General features: G+C 61.7%; 16 protein-coding genes. 7 read left to right on the forward strand and 9 right to left on the reverse strand.

The window, feature by feature from the left end; all coding sequences use genetic code 11:
• Positions 1-27 precede the first annotated feature (27 nt).
• A complete protein-coding gene (gene serA / locus ACP7C6_RS17180) occupies positions 28-1,257 on the forward strand; it encodes a phosphoglycerate dehydrogenase (protein WP_003195214.1) in 1,230 nt (409 codons plus the stop codon).
• Positions 1,258-1,320: 63 nt separating this feature from the next.
• Here the strand turns inward: serA and ACP7C6_RS17185 are convergent, their stop codons facing one another.
• On the reverse strand, positions 1,321-1,761 hold the full coding sequence (locus ACP7C6_RS17185) for a DUF4399 domain-containing protein (RefSeq protein WP_426109030.1): 441 nt from the start codon (positions 1,759-1,761) through the stop codon (positions 1,321-1,323).
• A 134-nt stretch (positions 1,762-1,895) separates the two neighbouring features.
• Between ACP7C6_RS17185 and ACP7C6_RS17190 the strand changes: the two genes are divergently transcribed.
• Positions 1,896-2,420: a transporter substrate-binding domain-containing protein gene (locus ACP7C6_RS17190; RefSeq protein WP_426109031.1), complete on the forward strand. Its 525-nt coding sequence runs from the start codon at positions 1,896-1,898 to the stop codon at positions 2,418-2,420.
• On the opposite strand, the gene ACP7C6_RS17195 is transcribed toward ACP7C6_RS17190, so the two are convergent.
• The gene (locus ACP7C6_RS17195) at positions 2,414-2,902 is read right to left on the reverse strand and encodes a DUF523 domain-containing protein (protein ID WP_426109032.1); all 489 of its coding nucleotides are present in this window, start codon (positions 2,900-2,902) and stop codon (positions 2,414-2,416) included. The genes ACP7C6_RS17190 and ACP7C6_RS17195 overlap by 7 nt on opposite strands.
• A 2-nt stretch (positions 2,903-2,904) precedes the next feature.
• The gene (locus tag ACP7C6_RS17200) at positions 2,905-3,537 is read right to left on the reverse strand and encodes a 2OG-Fe(II) oxygenase (protein WP_426109119.1); all 633 of its coding nucleotides are present in this window, start codon (positions 3,535-3,537) and stop codon (positions 2,905-2,907) included.
• A 131-nt stretch (positions 3,538-3,668) separates the two neighbouring features.
• On the opposite strand from ACP7C6_RS17200, the gene ACP7C6_RS17205 reads away from it, so the two are divergent.
• Positions 3,669-4,421 carry a DUF2059 domain-containing protein gene (locus ACP7C6_RS17205; RefSeq protein WP_028618359.1) on the forward strand — a complete coding sequence of 251 codons (753 nt, stop codon included), beginning with the start codon at positions 3,669-3,671 and terminating at the stop codon, positions 4,419-4,421.
• A 43-nt stretch (positions 4,422-4,464) separates the two neighbouring features.
• Here ACP7C6_RS17205 and ACP7C6_RS17210 read toward each other — a convergent pair whose 3' ends face one another.
• Positions 4,465-5,388 carry an alpha/beta hydrolase gene (locus tag ACP7C6_RS17210; protein ID WP_028618360.1) on the reverse strand — a complete coding sequence of 308 codons (924 nt, stop codon included), beginning with the start codon at positions 5,386-5,388 and terminating at the stop codon, positions 4,465-4,467.
• Positions 5,389-5,487: 99 nt separating this feature from the next.
• Here ACP7C6_RS17210 and ACP7C6_RS17215 point away from each other — a divergent pair, with 99 nt between their 5' ends.
• Together ACP7C6_RS17215 and ACP7C6_RS17220 are read left to right on the forward strand one after the other, a co-directional pair.
• Positions 5,488-6,063 carry a DUF6436 domain-containing protein gene (locus ACP7C6_RS17215; protein WP_028618361.1) on the forward strand — a complete coding sequence of 192 codons (576 nt, stop codon included), beginning with the start codon at positions 5,488-5,490 and terminating at the stop codon, positions 6,061-6,063.
• Between the two features lie 31 nt (positions 6,064-6,094).
• Positions 6,095-8,449, forward strand: coding sequence for a penicillin acylase family protein (locus ACP7C6_RS17220; RefSeq protein WP_426109033.1), 2,355 nt, complete (start codon positions 6,095-6,097; stop codon positions 8,447-8,449).
• Positions 8,450-8,499: 50 nt separating this feature from the next.
• Here the strand turns inward: ACP7C6_RS17220 and ACP7C6_RS17225 are convergent, their stop codons facing one another.
• Positions 8,500-9,402, reverse strand: coding sequence for an AraC family transcriptional regulator (locus tag ACP7C6_RS17225; RefSeq protein ID WP_028618363.1), 903 nt, complete (start codon positions 9,400-9,402; stop codon positions 8,500-8,502).
• A gap of 103 nt (positions 9,403-9,505) precedes the next feature.
• Between ACP7C6_RS17225 and ACP7C6_RS17230 the strand changes: the two genes are divergently transcribed.
• Positions 9,506-9,859, forward strand: a complete 354-nt coding sequence (locus tag ACP7C6_RS17230; RefSeq protein ID WP_028618364.1) for a carboxymuconolactone decarboxylase family protein — start codon at positions 9,506-9,508, stop codon at positions 9,857-9,859.
• On the opposite strand, the gene ACP7C6_RS17235 is transcribed toward ACP7C6_RS17230, so the two are convergent.
• Positions 9,837-10,802, reverse strand: a complete 966-nt coding sequence (locus tag ACP7C6_RS17235) for a GlxA family transcriptional regulator (RefSeq protein WP_028618365.1) — start codon at positions 10,800-10,802, stop codon at positions 9,837-9,839. The two genes, ACP7C6_RS17230 and ACP7C6_RS17235, sit on opposite strands and share 23 nt — an antisense overlap.
• Before the next feature lie 285 nt (positions 10,803-11,087).
• Here ACP7C6_RS17235 and ACP7C6_RS17240 point away from each other — a divergent pair, with 285 nt between their 5' ends.
• Positions 11,088-11,729: an HD domain-containing protein gene (locus tag ACP7C6_RS17240; protein WP_426109034.1), complete on the forward strand. Its 642-nt coding sequence runs from the start codon at positions 11,088-11,090 to the stop codon at positions 11,727-11,729.
• Positions 11,730-11,860: 131 nt separating this feature from the next.
• Here the strand turns inward: ACP7C6_RS17240 and ACP7C6_RS17245 are convergent, their stop codons facing one another.
• Genes ACP7C6_RS17245 through ACP7C6_RS17255 form a run of 3 tightly spaced genes read right to left on the reverse strand, consistent with a single transcriptional unit; the run spans position 11,861 to position 14,801 of the window.
• Positions 11,861-12,745: an ABC transporter permease subunit gene (locus tag ACP7C6_RS17245; protein ID WP_033897565.1), complete on the reverse strand. Its 885-nt coding sequence runs from the start codon at positions 12,743-12,745 to the stop codon at positions 11,861-11,863.
• Positions 12,742-13,662 carry an ABC transporter permease subunit gene (locus tag ACP7C6_RS17250; RefSeq protein ID WP_016979002.1) on the reverse strand — a complete coding sequence of 307 codons (921 nt, stop codon included), beginning with the start codon at positions 13,660-13,662 and terminating at the stop codon, positions 12,742-12,744. Before ACP7C6_RS17250 ends, ACP7C6_RS17245 begins: the two co-directional genes overlap by 4 nt.
• Positions 13,659-14,801 (reverse strand): ABC transporter ATP-binding protein, encoded by a 1,143-nt coding sequence (locus ACP7C6_RS17255; RefSeq protein WP_028618367.1) that lies wholly within the window; start codon positions 14,799-14,801, stop codon positions 13,659-13,661. Before ACP7C6_RS17255 ends, ACP7C6_RS17250 begins: the two co-directional genes overlap by 4 nt.
• Between the last annotated feature and the right edge of the window lie 56 nt (positions 14,802-14,857).

The following is a 14,857-nucleotide window of genomic DNA, read 5'->3' on the forward strand; positions in this document are numbered from 1 at the left end:
TTTTCTCCGGGATACAGGTTTACGCAGATGAGCAAGACTTCTCTCGATAAGAGCAAGATCAAGTTCCTTCTTCTGGAAGGCGTCCACCCATCGGCTGTCGACGTTCTGAAAGCCGCCGGGTACACCAGCATTGAGTACATCACCAGTTCTCTGCCGGAAGCCCAACTCAAGGAAAAGATCGCCGACGCGCACTTCATCGGCATTCGCTCCCGCACTCAGCTGACCGAAGAGATCTTCGATCACGCCAAGAAACTCGTGGCGGTCGGCTGTTTCTGCATCGGCACCAACCAGGTCGACCTCAACGCAGCGCGCGAGCGCGGCATTGCGGTGTTCAACGCACCGTACTCCAACACCCGCTCCGTTGCGGAGCTGGTGCTGGCCGAGGCCATCCTGTTGTTGCGCGGCATTCCTGAGAAGAACGCTTCCTGCCACCGTGGCGGCTGGATCAAGAGCGCAGCCAATTCCTTCGAAATCCGCGGCAAGAAGCTGGGTATCGTCGGTTACGGCTCGATCGGCACTCAGTTGTCGGTCCTGGCTGAAGGCCTCGGCATGCAGGTGTTCTTCTACGACACCCTGACCAAGCTGCCATTGGGCAACGCCACGCAAGTGGCCAGCCTGACCGAGCTGTTGGGCATGTCCGACATCGTGACCCTGCACGTTCCGGAAACCGCTGAGACCCAGTGGATGATCGGCGAGAAGGAAATCCGCGCCATCAAGAAAGGCGGCATCCTGATCAACGCTGCCCGTGGCACCGTGGTCGAGCTGGACGCCCTGGCCGACGCGATCAAGGACAAGCACCTGATCGGCGCCGCCATCGACGTGTTCCCGGTGGAGCCGCGCTCCAACGACGACATCTTCGAAAGCCCGCTGCGTGGCCTGGACAACGTGATCCTGACCCCGCACATCGGCGGTTCCACCGCTGAAGCGCAGGCCAACATTGGCCTGGAAGTGTCGGAGAAGCTGGTCAAGTACAGCGACAACGGTACGTCGGTGTCGTCCGTAAACTTCCCGGAAGTGGCCCTGCCGGCTCACCCTGGCAAGCACCGTCTGCTGCACATCCACCAGAACATCCCTGGCGTGATGATGGAGATCAACAAGGTTTTCGCGGAAAACGGCATCAACATCTCCGGTCAGTTCCTGCAGACCAACGAGAAGGTTGGCTACGTGGTGATCGACGTCGACGCCGAGTACTCGGACCTGGCGCAAGAGAAGCTGCAGCACATCAACGGTACGATTCGTAGCCGCGTGTTGTTCTAAGGTTTCGCCGCAACATGAAAAAGGGAGCCCCTCGGGGCTCCCTTTTTTGCATCTGAACAAATCTTACTTAACGTTAACCGTGATCACTTTCGAGACTACAGTGGGCTCGAACTGACGGTGCACGTTGTCGCCCGCCACCAGTTGCAAGGTGTGCTTGCCTGGTGTGAGGGTCAGCTCGGTATCGGTTTGCGCCTTGCCGAAGTGAATCGACGTGGCAGTGGCTGGAATGGCTTCGTCGGCCTTGAGCGACGTCACGTCCTGGTCGACCAGCAGGTGGTGGTGGCCGGCGCCCGGTACTTGCTTGTCGATTGGTTCCAGGTCCAGGCCCTTGACGCCGAATTTGACGGTGAAGGTTTTGTCGACGGTTGCGCCGTCTTTGGGCGAGACGATAAACACTTCGGCGCCTTTGGGCGCAGGCGTACGAGGCACATCAGCGGCGTTGGCAAACATCGAAGCACCCAGCAGCAGGGAGGCCAGGGTGGCACGGGACAAAAGGGCTTTCATTCGCTTCTCCAGTTTTTCTATGAAATCTGTAGGGTTATGACAACTTCGCGACAAATTGCTGTCCAAGGCACTCAACACCATAGCAAAGCGATGCTGAACGGCGCCTCGCACATTAAAAATCTCTAGGAGTGACCATGCGCTTTTCGCCTGGCCTGTTACTGCTGCTTCCCCTTCTAAGTCCCTTGGCGCATGCCGAACTGCTCGATGATGTATTTGATCGAGGCGAACTGCGCATTGCACTCGTGGCCGACAACCCGCCATACAGTTTCAAGGAAGGAAACAAACTCACCGGTTTGGAAGTGGAACTCGGCGAGCAACTGGCCAAGGAGATGGACGTGCGCGCATCGTTCATTACCACCGATGCGAATGACCTGCTGCCAGGAGTGGAAAGCGGCAAGTACGACGTAGCGATGAACTATATCGCTGTGACTCCCAAATTGCAGGATCGGTTCGATTTCAGTGAGCCTTACGGCGAATCCCGTGGGCGCATGACAGGCCCGTCGACCCTTTATGCGATGCCGTTCCAGAAGGGCAACCCGGCATTCAAGTCAAGCCTGAACAACGCACTGCAACGACTCAAATCCGACGATCGATTCAGGGAGCTGTTGCAGAAGTGGCTTGTAGATTACCCCAACCGTCCAGCGGCCCAGACTCAATAACTGCAGGCCTGCAATGCCTGCGCGGCTTGTGCCAGTTCCAGCTCACTGAACACCAACACCCCATGCTGCTTGAGCAGCGCAGCCGTCACACCTTCGCCACTCACCTTCACGCCACTGAAGGTGCCGTCGTAAGTCAGCAGATTGCCGCACGACGGGCTATTGGCCTTGAGCACGGCGATGCGGATGTTATGGCGCTGCACCAGCGCCAGGGCCTGGCGCGCCCCCTCAAGGAACGCCGCGCTGAAATCTTCGCCCTCGGCGGTGAGTACCTGGGCGCGACCCTCCCAGACATCCACGCCTTGCCCGCCTGGAATTTCGGCAGCGGGGCGAGGCGTCGGCAAACCACCCGACACTTCCGGGCAGATGGCAACCACACGGCCTTCGGCCTGCCACACCGCCAACTGGTCGAACGGCCCGCTGGCCCCACCGTCGTAGCGCACCTTGTGCCCCAGCAGGCAGCGGCTGATCAGAATCTTTTGCATACTTAAAACAGCTCGTTACCCCGCCGACGAAACCAACCAGTGAGGGACAGGCGTTCGCGCGTGGCGGGTAGAACTTCATGGGGCACTTCGCCCGACAGGAACACCACCAGGCAACCGCCGGTGGGCACCACATCGTATTCGACGCCGTCCTTGAGGTACATGCGCAACTGGCCACCATGCTCGGGCAGCCAGGCATCGTTCAAGTAGATCACTGCCGAGACCATGCGCCGGTCATCGTCGCGAAAACGGTCCAGGTGCTTGAGGTAGAACGCCCCCGGCGGGTACATGGCGAAATGGCTCTCGAAATCTTCCAGGCCGAGGAACAGGCCACGGTTCATCGCCAAACGCAGGCTGTCCATCAGCGCCATGTAGGTGTCGCAGATCGCCGCGTCACCGTCCTCCAGCCACTGGATATGGTCACCGCGAATGCCTTCGCGAATCTCCTGGGCCGGGCCACGCCCTACCGCCGCCGGAGCCAGCTCACCCTCGGCCGCACGTTTACGGCACTCAGCCGCCAGTTCCAGGGTCAGAGCCTGGGGCAGGAAGCCGTCCTGCCGGGACCAGCCCTTTTCGGCCAGGTCGTCGACAATACGTTGCAGCAAGGGGTGATCGAGGGGTATTTGCATGGCGCGCATAGTATCCATACGCCTGTGAATCCGACAGAGCCACCGAGCGTCTGACTGCACTTTAGTCAGGTGACTGATAGGACTTCTCGACAAATCCTACGCCCGACACGGACAATAGTGGCCGACTGACAGGAGTCCATATGCGTCGTTTGTTTTTTTCCTTGCTGATGTTCTGCGTTTTGCCCGCCTGGGCAGACGGCCATGACCAGTTGTACAAGGTCGCCGGCTGGGCCGAACAACGTGCGCATTTCAATGACGCCCTCAGCGCCGCCCAGCAGCGCTACCGCAACAGCCTGCCGCCGGCGGTGTACCAGGCGCTGGTGGACAACAGCAATAAACGCTTTGCCGCCAAGGCGGTGGACCAGCGTGCCGAAGCACAGTTGCGCAAAAACCTGGCGGACCCTAAGCCGGCCCTGGCGTTTTTCCAATCGCCCCTGGGCCGCAAGATTGTCGCCGCCGAGTTGCTCGCCACGCGCCGTGATCAATTGGCGAAAAACGCCCAAGGCCTGCCGAAAATCGAAGCCGACGCGACTCGCAGCCTGATCATCGGCCACCTGGCCCAGGCCCTGCCGGCCCGTGAAGCCGGCGCGGAAGTCAGCCTGGCGATTGCTGGTGTGGCGGCCGATAGTCTGAGCCAGATGATTCCCGGCCTGTTGGGCGGCGGGCAGGCCCAAGGCATGTTGAACGGCCAGCGTGAGCGGTTGATGCAGCAGATCGACAAAGATCTGAACAACACGCTGCTGTACGTCTATCGGGATTTGTCCGACCCGGAGCTGGAAGAATTCGCGACGTTTGCCGAGTCGCCGGAGGGCAAGGCGTATTACCAGGCGGCCCTTGCCGCTATTCGTGCCGGGCTGGCTGTCGGCCAAAGCACCTCAAGCCTCGCCCCCTGACCCCTTGTAGGCGCTGGCTTGCCTGCTCCTACAGTGGGGTGAGTCAGGTCAGGTGGTGGGTGAGATAGCTGAAGTATTGCTGGCGAATCTCTGGAATCTCATTGGCCAGGTGATGCCTGCCACGCGGCAGCATCAACACCTCGGGCTGGTCGAACTTGCTCCGTAGCACCTGCAGGTTGTGCTGCCAGTCCACCGTCATATCTTCCTCACCCTGCACAATCACCGGCCGACGTGGGCTACGCGGTGCGGCTTCGATGCGTTTGATCCAGCGCGCCAAGGCGCCGACCCAGGCGGTCGGCAGTTGGCGCGGCTGCAGCGGGTCGGCTTCCAGGAACGGCTTGAACGCCGGATCGTGGGTGTTCTCGCTGAATCGCCGCGCAATGCCTTTGACGAACGGGCGCAGCAGGTAATAGCTGACCTGCGACCACCCCCAGGCACGCGGCCGCACCAGGGGTGACAGTAGGAAAGTCTTGCCCTGGGCCGGGCTGTCGGCGCCATGGTTGAGCAGGTGATCCACCACCACCGCGCCGCCGGTGCTTTGCCCGAACAGGTGCCAGGGTTGCGGCAGTTGCAGCGCTTGCGCCTGGGTGAACAGCGCATTCACCACCTGTTGATACACCGCAAAATCATCGATGCTGGCACGCACGCCACTGGACAGGCCGTGCCCCGGTAAATCGCAGGCGATCACCACGAAACCCTGCTCCAGCGCCCACTTCACCACATGGCGGTACAGCCCCATGTGGTCGTAGAAACCGTGGAACATGAACATCGTCGCCACCGGCGTGGGCGGCCACCACACCTGCGCCACCACCTCAAAACCCTCCACTTCGAAACGCCCCAGACGGCTCACGGCCTGGTCCAGACCGTAAAAACGCTGGTAGACCCGCGCCTCGGCTGAAAGCGGTTGCGCATCCACCAGGGGCCGCAAGCTTTCGCGCAGATGATCAGGGTCAAAGGTAACGGGCATAAAGGCTTCCAGACTTGCGGCAAAGATGAATATCGAGCTGCGATATTCATCTGTCAGGACAAGCATGGCAAGCTACGCGACCTTCGAGGATACAACTGAATGCGACAGCCCTACCGCACCGCCTTGTTCGCCAGCCTGATCCTGGTTATCTGCGCCGGCGTGCTATGGGCAGCGTATGACTGGTTCCAGGGCCGCTACCTGCGCGCCTTCAGCGAGCACACGGCGGTGTTTTCCGGCGACCCGTTGAAGCTACCCGCCGACCTTGCCGGCCCCGGCCCGATTCGCCTGGTGCACTTCTGGGACCCGGCTTGCCCGTGCAACGTCGGCAACCAGCAGCACCTGGGCGAGCTGATCGAGCAGTACGCGCCCCAAGGCGTCGAGTTCTACGCCCTGCAAAAGCCCGGCAGCCACGGCCAACTGCCCGACAACCTGCGCAGCATGAAAACCCTCACCGCCCTGCCCGGCGCCGAGCAGGTGCCGGCCAGCCCGGCCGTGGGTATCTGGGATCGCAGCGGCAAGCTCGCGTACTTCGGGCCCTACAGCGAAGGCCTCACGTGTAATTCCAGCAACAGTTTTATTGAGCCGATCTTGAAGGCCCTTGAAACAGGACGCGAGGTAAATGCCACGCACACCCTGGCGGTGGGCTGCTATTGTTCTTGGCCAAAAGGCTCGTAACTCGCCACCCCACTCTTGGTAAGGAATGTTCATGAAGCGCGTCTTGCGGGTTCTCGCGGTTCTTGTCGTGCTGGTCGCCCTCGGCGCCGGTTGGTACCTGTACAGCAAGCAGCCCACCCGCCAGGGCACGGCAACACTGGCCAACCTGCAAGGCTCGGTCACCGTGCGTTACGACGACCGTGGCGTGCCACACATCCAAGCCGAGAACGAAACCGATCTTTACCGCGCCCTGGGCTACGTGCACGCCCAGGACCGGCTGTTCCAGATGGAGATCATGCGACGCCTGGCCCGTGGCGAGCTGGCCGAGGTACTCGGGCCCAAGGTGCTGGAGACCGACAAGTTGTTCCGCAGCCTGCGCATTCGCGACCGCGCGGCCGCCTATGTCGCGCAACTCGACCACGACTCAGCGCACTGGAAGGCCCTGCAAGCCTATCTGGACGGGATCAACCAGTATCAGGACAACCACGCCAGCCCGATGGAGTTCGACGTGCTGGGCATCCCTAAACGACCGTTTACCGCCGAGGACACCATCAGCGTCGCCGGGTACATGGCCTACAGCTTTGCCGCCGCGTTTCGTACCGAGCCTGTGCTGACGTACATCCGCGACCAACTGGGCAGTGACTACCTGAAAGTCTTCGACCTGGACTGGCAGCCCAAGGGCGCCCTCAACCTCGCCACCAGCGATTGGCAAGCCCTCGGCGCCATCGCCTCCCTGAGCGAACAGGCCCTGGCCGACAACGGCCTGCCGCAGTTCGAAGGCAGCAACGCCTGGGCCATCAGCGGCAACCGCACCAAGAGCGGCAAACCGTTGCTGGCCGGTGACCCGCATATCCGTTTTTCGGTGCCGTCGGTGTGGTACGAGGCGCAGCTGTCTGCGCCGGGGTTCGAGCTATATGGCTACCACAACGCACTGGTGCCGGTGGCGTTCCTGGGGCACAACCTGGACTTCGGCTGGAGCCTGACCATGTTCCAGAACGATGACCTCGATCTCATCGCCGAGAAGGTCAACCCGGACAACCCCAACCAGGTCTGGTACCACGACCAATGGGTCGACATGAGCAGCACCGAGCAGCAAATCGCCGTGAAAGGCCAGGCGCCGGTGACGTTGACCCTGCGTCAATCCCCCCACGGCCCGATCATCAATGACGTGCTGGGCGAAAACGCCGGCAAGACGCCGATTGCCATGTGGTGGGCGTTCCTCGATACCCAGAACCCGATCCTTGAGGGCTTCTACCAGCTCAACCGTGCCGACACGCTGGTGAAGGCCCGTGCGGCGGCGGCCAAGGTGTCGGCGCCGGGGCTGAATATCGTGTGGGCCAACGCCAAGGGCGATATCGGCTGGTGGGCGGCAGCGCAGTTGCCGATCCGCCCGGCCGGGGTCAACGCCGGGTTTATCCTCGACGGCAGCACCTCCCAGGCCGACAAGCTGGGCTTCTACCCCTTCAGCGCCAACCCCCAGGAAGAAAATCCGGCACGCGGTTACGTGGTATCGGCCAATGCCCAGCCGGTCTCACCGACTGGCATGGAGATTCCCGGTTACTACAACCTGGCCGATCGCGGCCAACAGTTGAACGCGCAGCTGAGCGACAAGAGCGTGAAGTGGGATGTGAACAACAGCCAGGCTTTGCAGCTCGGCACCACCACCGCCTTTGGCCCACGCCTGTTGGCGCCGCTGTTGCCGGTGCTGCGTGAGGTGGTCAAGGATCCGGCGCAGTTGAAACTGGTGGAGCAGCTTGCAAGCTGGAAGGGTGACTACCCGCTGGACTCGACCAGCGCCACGCTGTTCAACCAGTTCCTGTTCAACCTGGCTGACGCCGCCTTCCACCCGAAACTGGGTGACGGAATGTTCAAGACCCTGCTCGGCACCCGCGTGATCGACGCTGCCTTGCCACGCCTGGCCGCCGCGCCGGATTCGCCGTGGTGGGACGGCAAGCGCGCCGACACCGTCAAGCTCGCCTGGGACAACAGCCTCACGCACCTCAAGGCCACCTTCGGCGATGACCCGAGCCAATGGCAGTGGGGCAAGGCCCATACCCTGACCCACGGCCATCCGCTGGGCTCGCAGAAACCCTTGGACCTGATCGTCAATGTCGGCCCGTTCCCGGCGCCGGGCACCCACGAAGTGCCAAATAACCAATCGGCCAATATCGGCCCGGCACCGTGGCCCGTCACCTACGGGCCTTCGACTCGCCGCCTGATCGACTTCGCCGACGCGGCCCACGCGTTGACCATCAACCCGGTCGGCCAAAGCGGTGTGCCGTTCGACAAGCACTATGGCGACCAGGCAGAAACCTACATCGAAGGCGGCTATGAGCAGGCGCATTTCAGCGATGAGGAAGTGACGGCGAATACGCGTGGCACACTGAAACTGCTACCCGCCAGATGAGCGCCTGGAACTCGGTCAACTGCTCCCACATTGGATATACGCTACAGCGGCTATCGTGCCCGCACCCGGCCCGGCGCCTCGCCATAGGTCTCCTTGAATTTCTTGCTGAACGCCGCCTGGGACTGGTAACCCACCTGGGCGGCGATATCCAGCAGGCTCAGGTGCGACTGGCGCAACAGGTTGAAGGCTAGTTCCATGCGCAACTGGGTCAGCAGCACCCACGGCGATACGCCCGCCACTTTCACGAACGCACGCATGAAGGTGGCACGTGACATCGTCGCGGCAGCCGCCAGGCTGTCGATGGTCCACTCATGCCCCGGATCGGCCAGCATCGCCTGCCAGGCTTTGCTCAAGCGCTTGTCGGCGAGCAACGCGAAGGTGCCGGCCACGGGCGCCTGGCGGCTCAGCCAGGTGCGCAGGATCAGCGTGAACAGCGCCGACGACAACGCGTCGATAAAGGAGCGCGCGCCCAATTGCTGGCCGTCCGCTTCACTGCGCAATAACGCGATCAACGCCGCCAGTTGGCCGTCGCCCTGCCACTCGCGGCTGGACACCACCAGGTACTCCGGCAACGCGCCGAGCAGCAATGACTGGCGGTTGTAGTGGAAACTGCCACAGAGCATGTCCAGGTCCGGCCGGTCGCCGCCCAGGCGATGCACCGGGAGCAGGCCACCGCTGACCACTTGCGGTTGCATCGGCCGAATCCGCGCACCCTGGCTGCGCAGCAAATGGGTGGCACCGCCGGGCATCAGCAGGATATCGCCCTCCTCCAGCGTCACCTGCTGCCCGCCGGACAACTCGGCACGACAGGTGCCGCTGAGCACGATGTGGTAAGGCGCCACGCCGAGGCTTTCCGGTGAATGACCCAGGGCCCACTCCCCCTGGAATTGGCAACGTAGATCTAGACTGCCGCGCAGGTTGGCCAGCGCGATGAGCGTGTCGATCGAATTCATTTGCGAGCATCGGTCAAAAAGATGAGCGGATTGAACAATAACGCCACCCCCGAACGGAAGAGACTGGCTCCACACCACCCACACCTGTTCAGGAGTTACCGCAATGTTCAATAACTGGTCCGACTTGCTGCCTACCGTAAAGAAAGCCTTTGGCACACTGGGCAAGAGCAACCCGAAGATGGTCAAAGCCTACATGGCGCTGGGCGAGGCCGCTGAAGAAAACAACGTGCTCGACGCCAAGACCCGTGAACTGATCTCCATCGCCGTGGCCATCACCACCCGCTGCGACGGCTGCATCGGCGTGCATGCCGACGCGGCGATCAAGGCCGGCGCCACTCGCGAAGAAGTCGCCGCAACCCTGGCCACAGCGATCTCGCTGAATGCGGGCGCGGCGTACATCTACTCGTTGCGCGCACTGGAAGCCTACGACACCCTCAAACCGGCGCCGCAAAGTTAAGCCGGAACTGTTGCGGCGTCACGCCCAGCCGGCGGTTGAACACACTGCGCATGTGCTGGGCGTCGCGAAAGCCGCATTGGTAGGCAACGGTCTTGAGCGGCGCGGGGCTGCTTTCGAGCATGACCCGTGCCGCGTCTACCCGCGCCCGTTCGACAAATTCCGCTGGTGTGATCCGCGCCTCTCGGGCAAACACCCGGGAGAAATTACGCGCGCTCATATTGGCCGCCTTGGCCAGGTCGGCAATGGTCAAATCCCCTGTCAGGTTCGCCAACACGTACAGCTGCACCAGCGCCACCGCCGAGGTGGTTTCGGCGTGGGGGGTGAGGAACGGACTGAACTGCGACTGCCCGCCCGAGCGCTGGGTGAACACCACTAGGCGCTTGGCCACGCTCAACGCGATTTCCGGGCCGTGATCCTGGGCCAGCAAATACAGCGACAGATCGATGCCCGCCGTGACCCCGGCCGAGGTGTAGAGGTTGCCGTCCTGCACGTAGAGGCGGTCGGCTTCGACCTGGGCTGTGGGGCACAGGCGCGCCAGATCAGCCGCGTCATTCCAATGGGTGGTCACGGTTTTGCCGTCCAACAGCCCGGCGCGTGCCAGCATGAAGGCGCCGTTGCAGATCGAGCCGAAACGTTGCGCACGAGCACTGGCGCCACGCAGCCAGTCATCGAACTCGGCGCCGAAGTCTTCGAAGGGCAACTGCGGGCCGCCGGCGACCAACAGCAGGTCGTAGGCTCGCAGGGCTTCGCTGTAGTGATGGTGGGCCTGCAATGACAGGCCGTTGGAAGCGGCCATGCTGCCGTGGCCGAAGCCGATCACGTCCAATTGGTAATGGTCTTGCGGCGGTAGAAAACGGTTGGCTTCGCAGAACACGTCCATGGGGCCGGTCACGTCCAGTGACTGGACGCCGGGGAAGATCAGGATGGCGACGGTTTTGCCCATGAATGGTTAGCCTTGGTTAACTGAATGAACACAAACCCATGTGGGAGCGGGCTTGCTCGCGAATGCGGTGGATCAGTCGACACATGTATTAACCGACATACCGCATTCGCGAGCAAGCCCGCTCCCACACTTGATCCTCTCAGGCTTCAAGAGATTACTCCGGCTGGCACGATGTGACGGCACATTGGCCGGGATCGCTCCCTCGCCGCCATAGCCCCTTCGCGGGCACGCGACCAGACTGGACTCATCGGCGCCACCCCCGGCGCTTTGTTGAGGAGAACGACCATGAGTACCACCATCGCCGGCATCCAGATCCCGGACAGCGCCCTGGCCAAGGCCACCACCGAATACATCCGCGACGTCGAATCCGACTTGCTCTACCACCACTCCCGCCGGGTATTCCTGTTCGGCGCCTTGAGCGGCGAACGCAAGCAACTCGCTTACAACCCGGAGCTGCTCTACGTCGGCGCGATGTTCCATGACCTGGGCCTGGTGGAAGGCCTTCGCAGTGACAACGAGCGCTTCGAAGTCGACGGTGCCAACGCCGCCGCCGCTTTCCTCAAGCCTTACGGGCTGAGCGATGACGACATCGAACAAGTGTGGCTGTCCATCGTCCTGCACACCACACCGGGCGTACCGCAGCATCTGCGTCCGACCGTGGCGCTGGTGACGGCCGGTGTGGAAATGGACGTGCTGGGCATGGACTACGCCGCGTTTTCCAGCGTGCAGCGCGAAGCCGTGGTGCATGCGCATCCACGCGGTGAAGGGTTCAAGGAGTGCATCATCTGCGCGTTTGCCGACGGCTTGCGCCATCGTCCGCAGACCACGTTTGGCAACGTGAAGACGGATGTGCTGGTGGATCAGGAGCCGGGGTTCAAGCCGATGAATTTTGTAGAGGTGATCCGCAAGTCTCCCTGGACTGCATAGTTGACCTGAAATGCAATCAACTGTGGGAGCTGGCTTGCCTGCGATGAGGCCCTGCCAGTCGACTCATCTGTCGACTGATAGACCGCTATCGCAGGCAAGCCAGCTCCCACTTCTTTACCGCATTCCGTCAGTTAGACCGGTGCAGCCGCCCGACGCTTGTCCGGCTGCTGCCAGCCATCCGCCGCCGCTTCTTCGATGGCTTGCTGGATCGCCTTCTTGCGCATCTCTTCGGCACGACGACTGAAGAACCACACCAGGAAGGTCACCAGGGACACCGCCAACAGGATCAGGCTGGCCACGGCGTTGATCTCGGGTTTAACCCCAAGGCGCACTGCCGAGAACACTTCCATCGGCAAGGTGGTCGAACCCGGCCCCGACACGAAGCTGGCCAATACCAAGTCATCCAGCGACAGTGCGAACGACATCATGCCGCCCGCCGCCAACGACGGCGCGATCATCGGGATAGTGATCAGGAAGAACACCTTCCACGGCCGTGCGCCCAAGTCCATCGCCGCTTCTTCGATCGACAAGTCCAGCTCACGCAGTCGCGCCGACACCACCACCGCCACATACGCCGCACAGAACGTGGTGTGGGCGATCCAGATGGTGACGATGCCACGCTCCTGGGGCCAGCCGATCATTTGCGCCATGGCCACAAACAGCAGCAACAGCGAAAGACCGGTGATCACTTCGGGCATGACCAACGGCGCAGTCACCAGGCCACCGAACAACGTGCGGCCCTTGAACTGGCTGATGCGTGTCAGCACGAAGGCCGCCAACGTACCCAGCGCCACCGCGGCCACCGCCGTGTAGCAGGCGATTTCCAGGGAGCGCGCCACCGAGCCCATCAACTGGGTGTTGTCCAGCAGGCCCACGTACCACTTGATCGACCAACCACCCCACACTGTCACCAGCTTGGATTCGTTGAACGAGTAGATCACCAGGATCAGCATCGGCAGGTAGATGAACAACAACCCCGCCACCAGCATAAAGCTGGAGAATCTGAAGCGCTTCATATCTTGCCCTCCATCTCTTTGGCTTGGCTGCGGTTGAACAGGATGATCGGCACGATCAGGATCGCCAGCATCACCACCGCCAGGGCAGACGCCACCGGCCAGTCACGGTTGTTGAAGAATTCTTGCCACAACACTTTACCGATCATCAGGGTTTCCGGGCCACCCAGCAGTTCCGGGATCACAAACTCACCCACCACCGGAATGAACACCAGCATGCACCCCGCGATGATGCCGTTCTTGGACAGCGGCACAGTGATTTTCCAGAAGCTGTTGAAGGTGCTCGACCCCAGGTCGGATGCGGCTTCCAGCAGGCTCTGGTCGTGTTTCACCAGGTTGGCGTACAACGGCAGGATCATGAACGGCAAGTACGAATAGACCACGCCGATATACACCGCAATGTTGGTGTTGAGGATCTGCAGCGGCTCGTTGATCAGCCCGATGGACATCAGGAAGCCATTGAGCAAGCCGTTATTGCTGAGGATGCCCATCCACGCATAAACGCGGATCAGAATCGCGGTCCAGGTCGGCATCATGATCAGCAGCACCAGCACGGTCTGCATCTCTTTGCGCGCACTGGCAATGGCGTAGGCCATCGGGTAGCCGATCAGCAGGCACAGCAGCGTGCTGAAGAACGCCATTTTCAGCGAGCCCAGGTACGCGGCGATGTACAACTCGTCGTCGCCGAGCATCGCGTAGTTGCCCAGGTTGAGCACCAACTGCAGTTTCTGCTCAACGAAGGTGTAGATCTCGGTGTACGGCGGGATCGCAACGTCGGCTTCGGCAAAACTGATCTTCAGGACGATGAAGAACGGCAGCATGAAGAACAGGAACAGCCACAGGAAGGGAATGCCAATGACCGCATGACGGCCACTGGGCGTTATTCGTTGCAGGCGGCGCTTGAGCTTCTTCATGTTCATGAGCGAAGTACCACGCCGCTGTCGTCTTCCCACCACACGTAGACCTGGTCACCCCAGGTTGGCCGCTGGCCACGGCGCTCGGCGTTGGCTACGAAGGACTGCACCAGCTTGCCGCTCGGCAGCTCCACGTAGAACACCGAGTGACCGCCCAGGTAGGCGATGTCGTGCACCTTGCCGCTGGACCAGTTGTGCTCGCAGGTCGGCATTTCGGTGGTGACCAGCAGTTTTTCCGGGCGAATCGCGTAGGTCACCGACTTGTCTTCCACCGACGTGGCGATGCCGTAACCCACGTAGATGTCGCGGTCCAGGTCCGGGCACTTGAGCACCGCATGGCCTTCGGCGTCATCGACCACTTGGGTGTCGAAGATGTTGACGTTGCCGATGAACTCGCACACCAGACGGCTGGTAGGCGTTTCGTAGATGTCGATCGGGCTGCCGATCTGGGCGATCCAGCCCAGGTGCATGATCGCGATGCGCTCGGCCATGGTCATGGCCTCTTCCTGGTCGTGGGTCACCATCACGCAGGTCACGCCGACGCGCTCGATGATTTCCACCAGTTCCAGCTGCATCTGCGAACGCAGTTTCTTGTCGAGGGCGCCCATGGGCTCATCGAGCAGCAGCAGTTTCGGGCGCTTGGCCAGGGAACGGGCCAGGGCCACACGCTGACGCTGGCCACCGGACAACTGGTGCGGCTTGCGCTTGGCGTACTGGCTCATCTGCACCAGCTTGAGCATCTCGGCCACGCGGGCGTCGATCTCGGCCTTGGGGATCTTGTCCTGTTGCAGGCCGAACGCGATGTTCTGCGCCACGGTCATGTGCGGGAACAAGGCGTAGGACTGGAACATCATGTTGATCGGCCGCTCATAGGGCGGCATGTCAGTGATGTCCACACCGTCGAGGTAGATGCGGCCCTCGGTCGGGCGCTCGAAACCTGCGAGCATGCGCAGCAAGGTGGACTTGCCCGAACCCGAACCGCCGAGCAGGGCGAAGATCTCGCCTTTCTTGATTTCCAGGGACACATCGTCCACGGCAATCGTCTCGTCGAACTTCTTCGTGACCCGGTCGATTTTGACCAGCACCTTCTTCGGTGTCTGGTCCCCTTCGAGGGCTTTCTTATAGGCGCCGGAGGCAACTGCCATTTACGAAACTCCCAACAAAATTGCTGTTCGCCCGATGCAGGCGAACCCAGGATAGT

It is taken from the genome of Pseudomonas sp. TWR1-1-4 (assembly GCF_049897165.1).
Lineage (GTDB): Bacteria > Pseudomonadota > Gammaproteobacteria > Pseudomonadales > Pseudomonadaceae > Aquipseudomonas > Aquipseudomonas canadensis.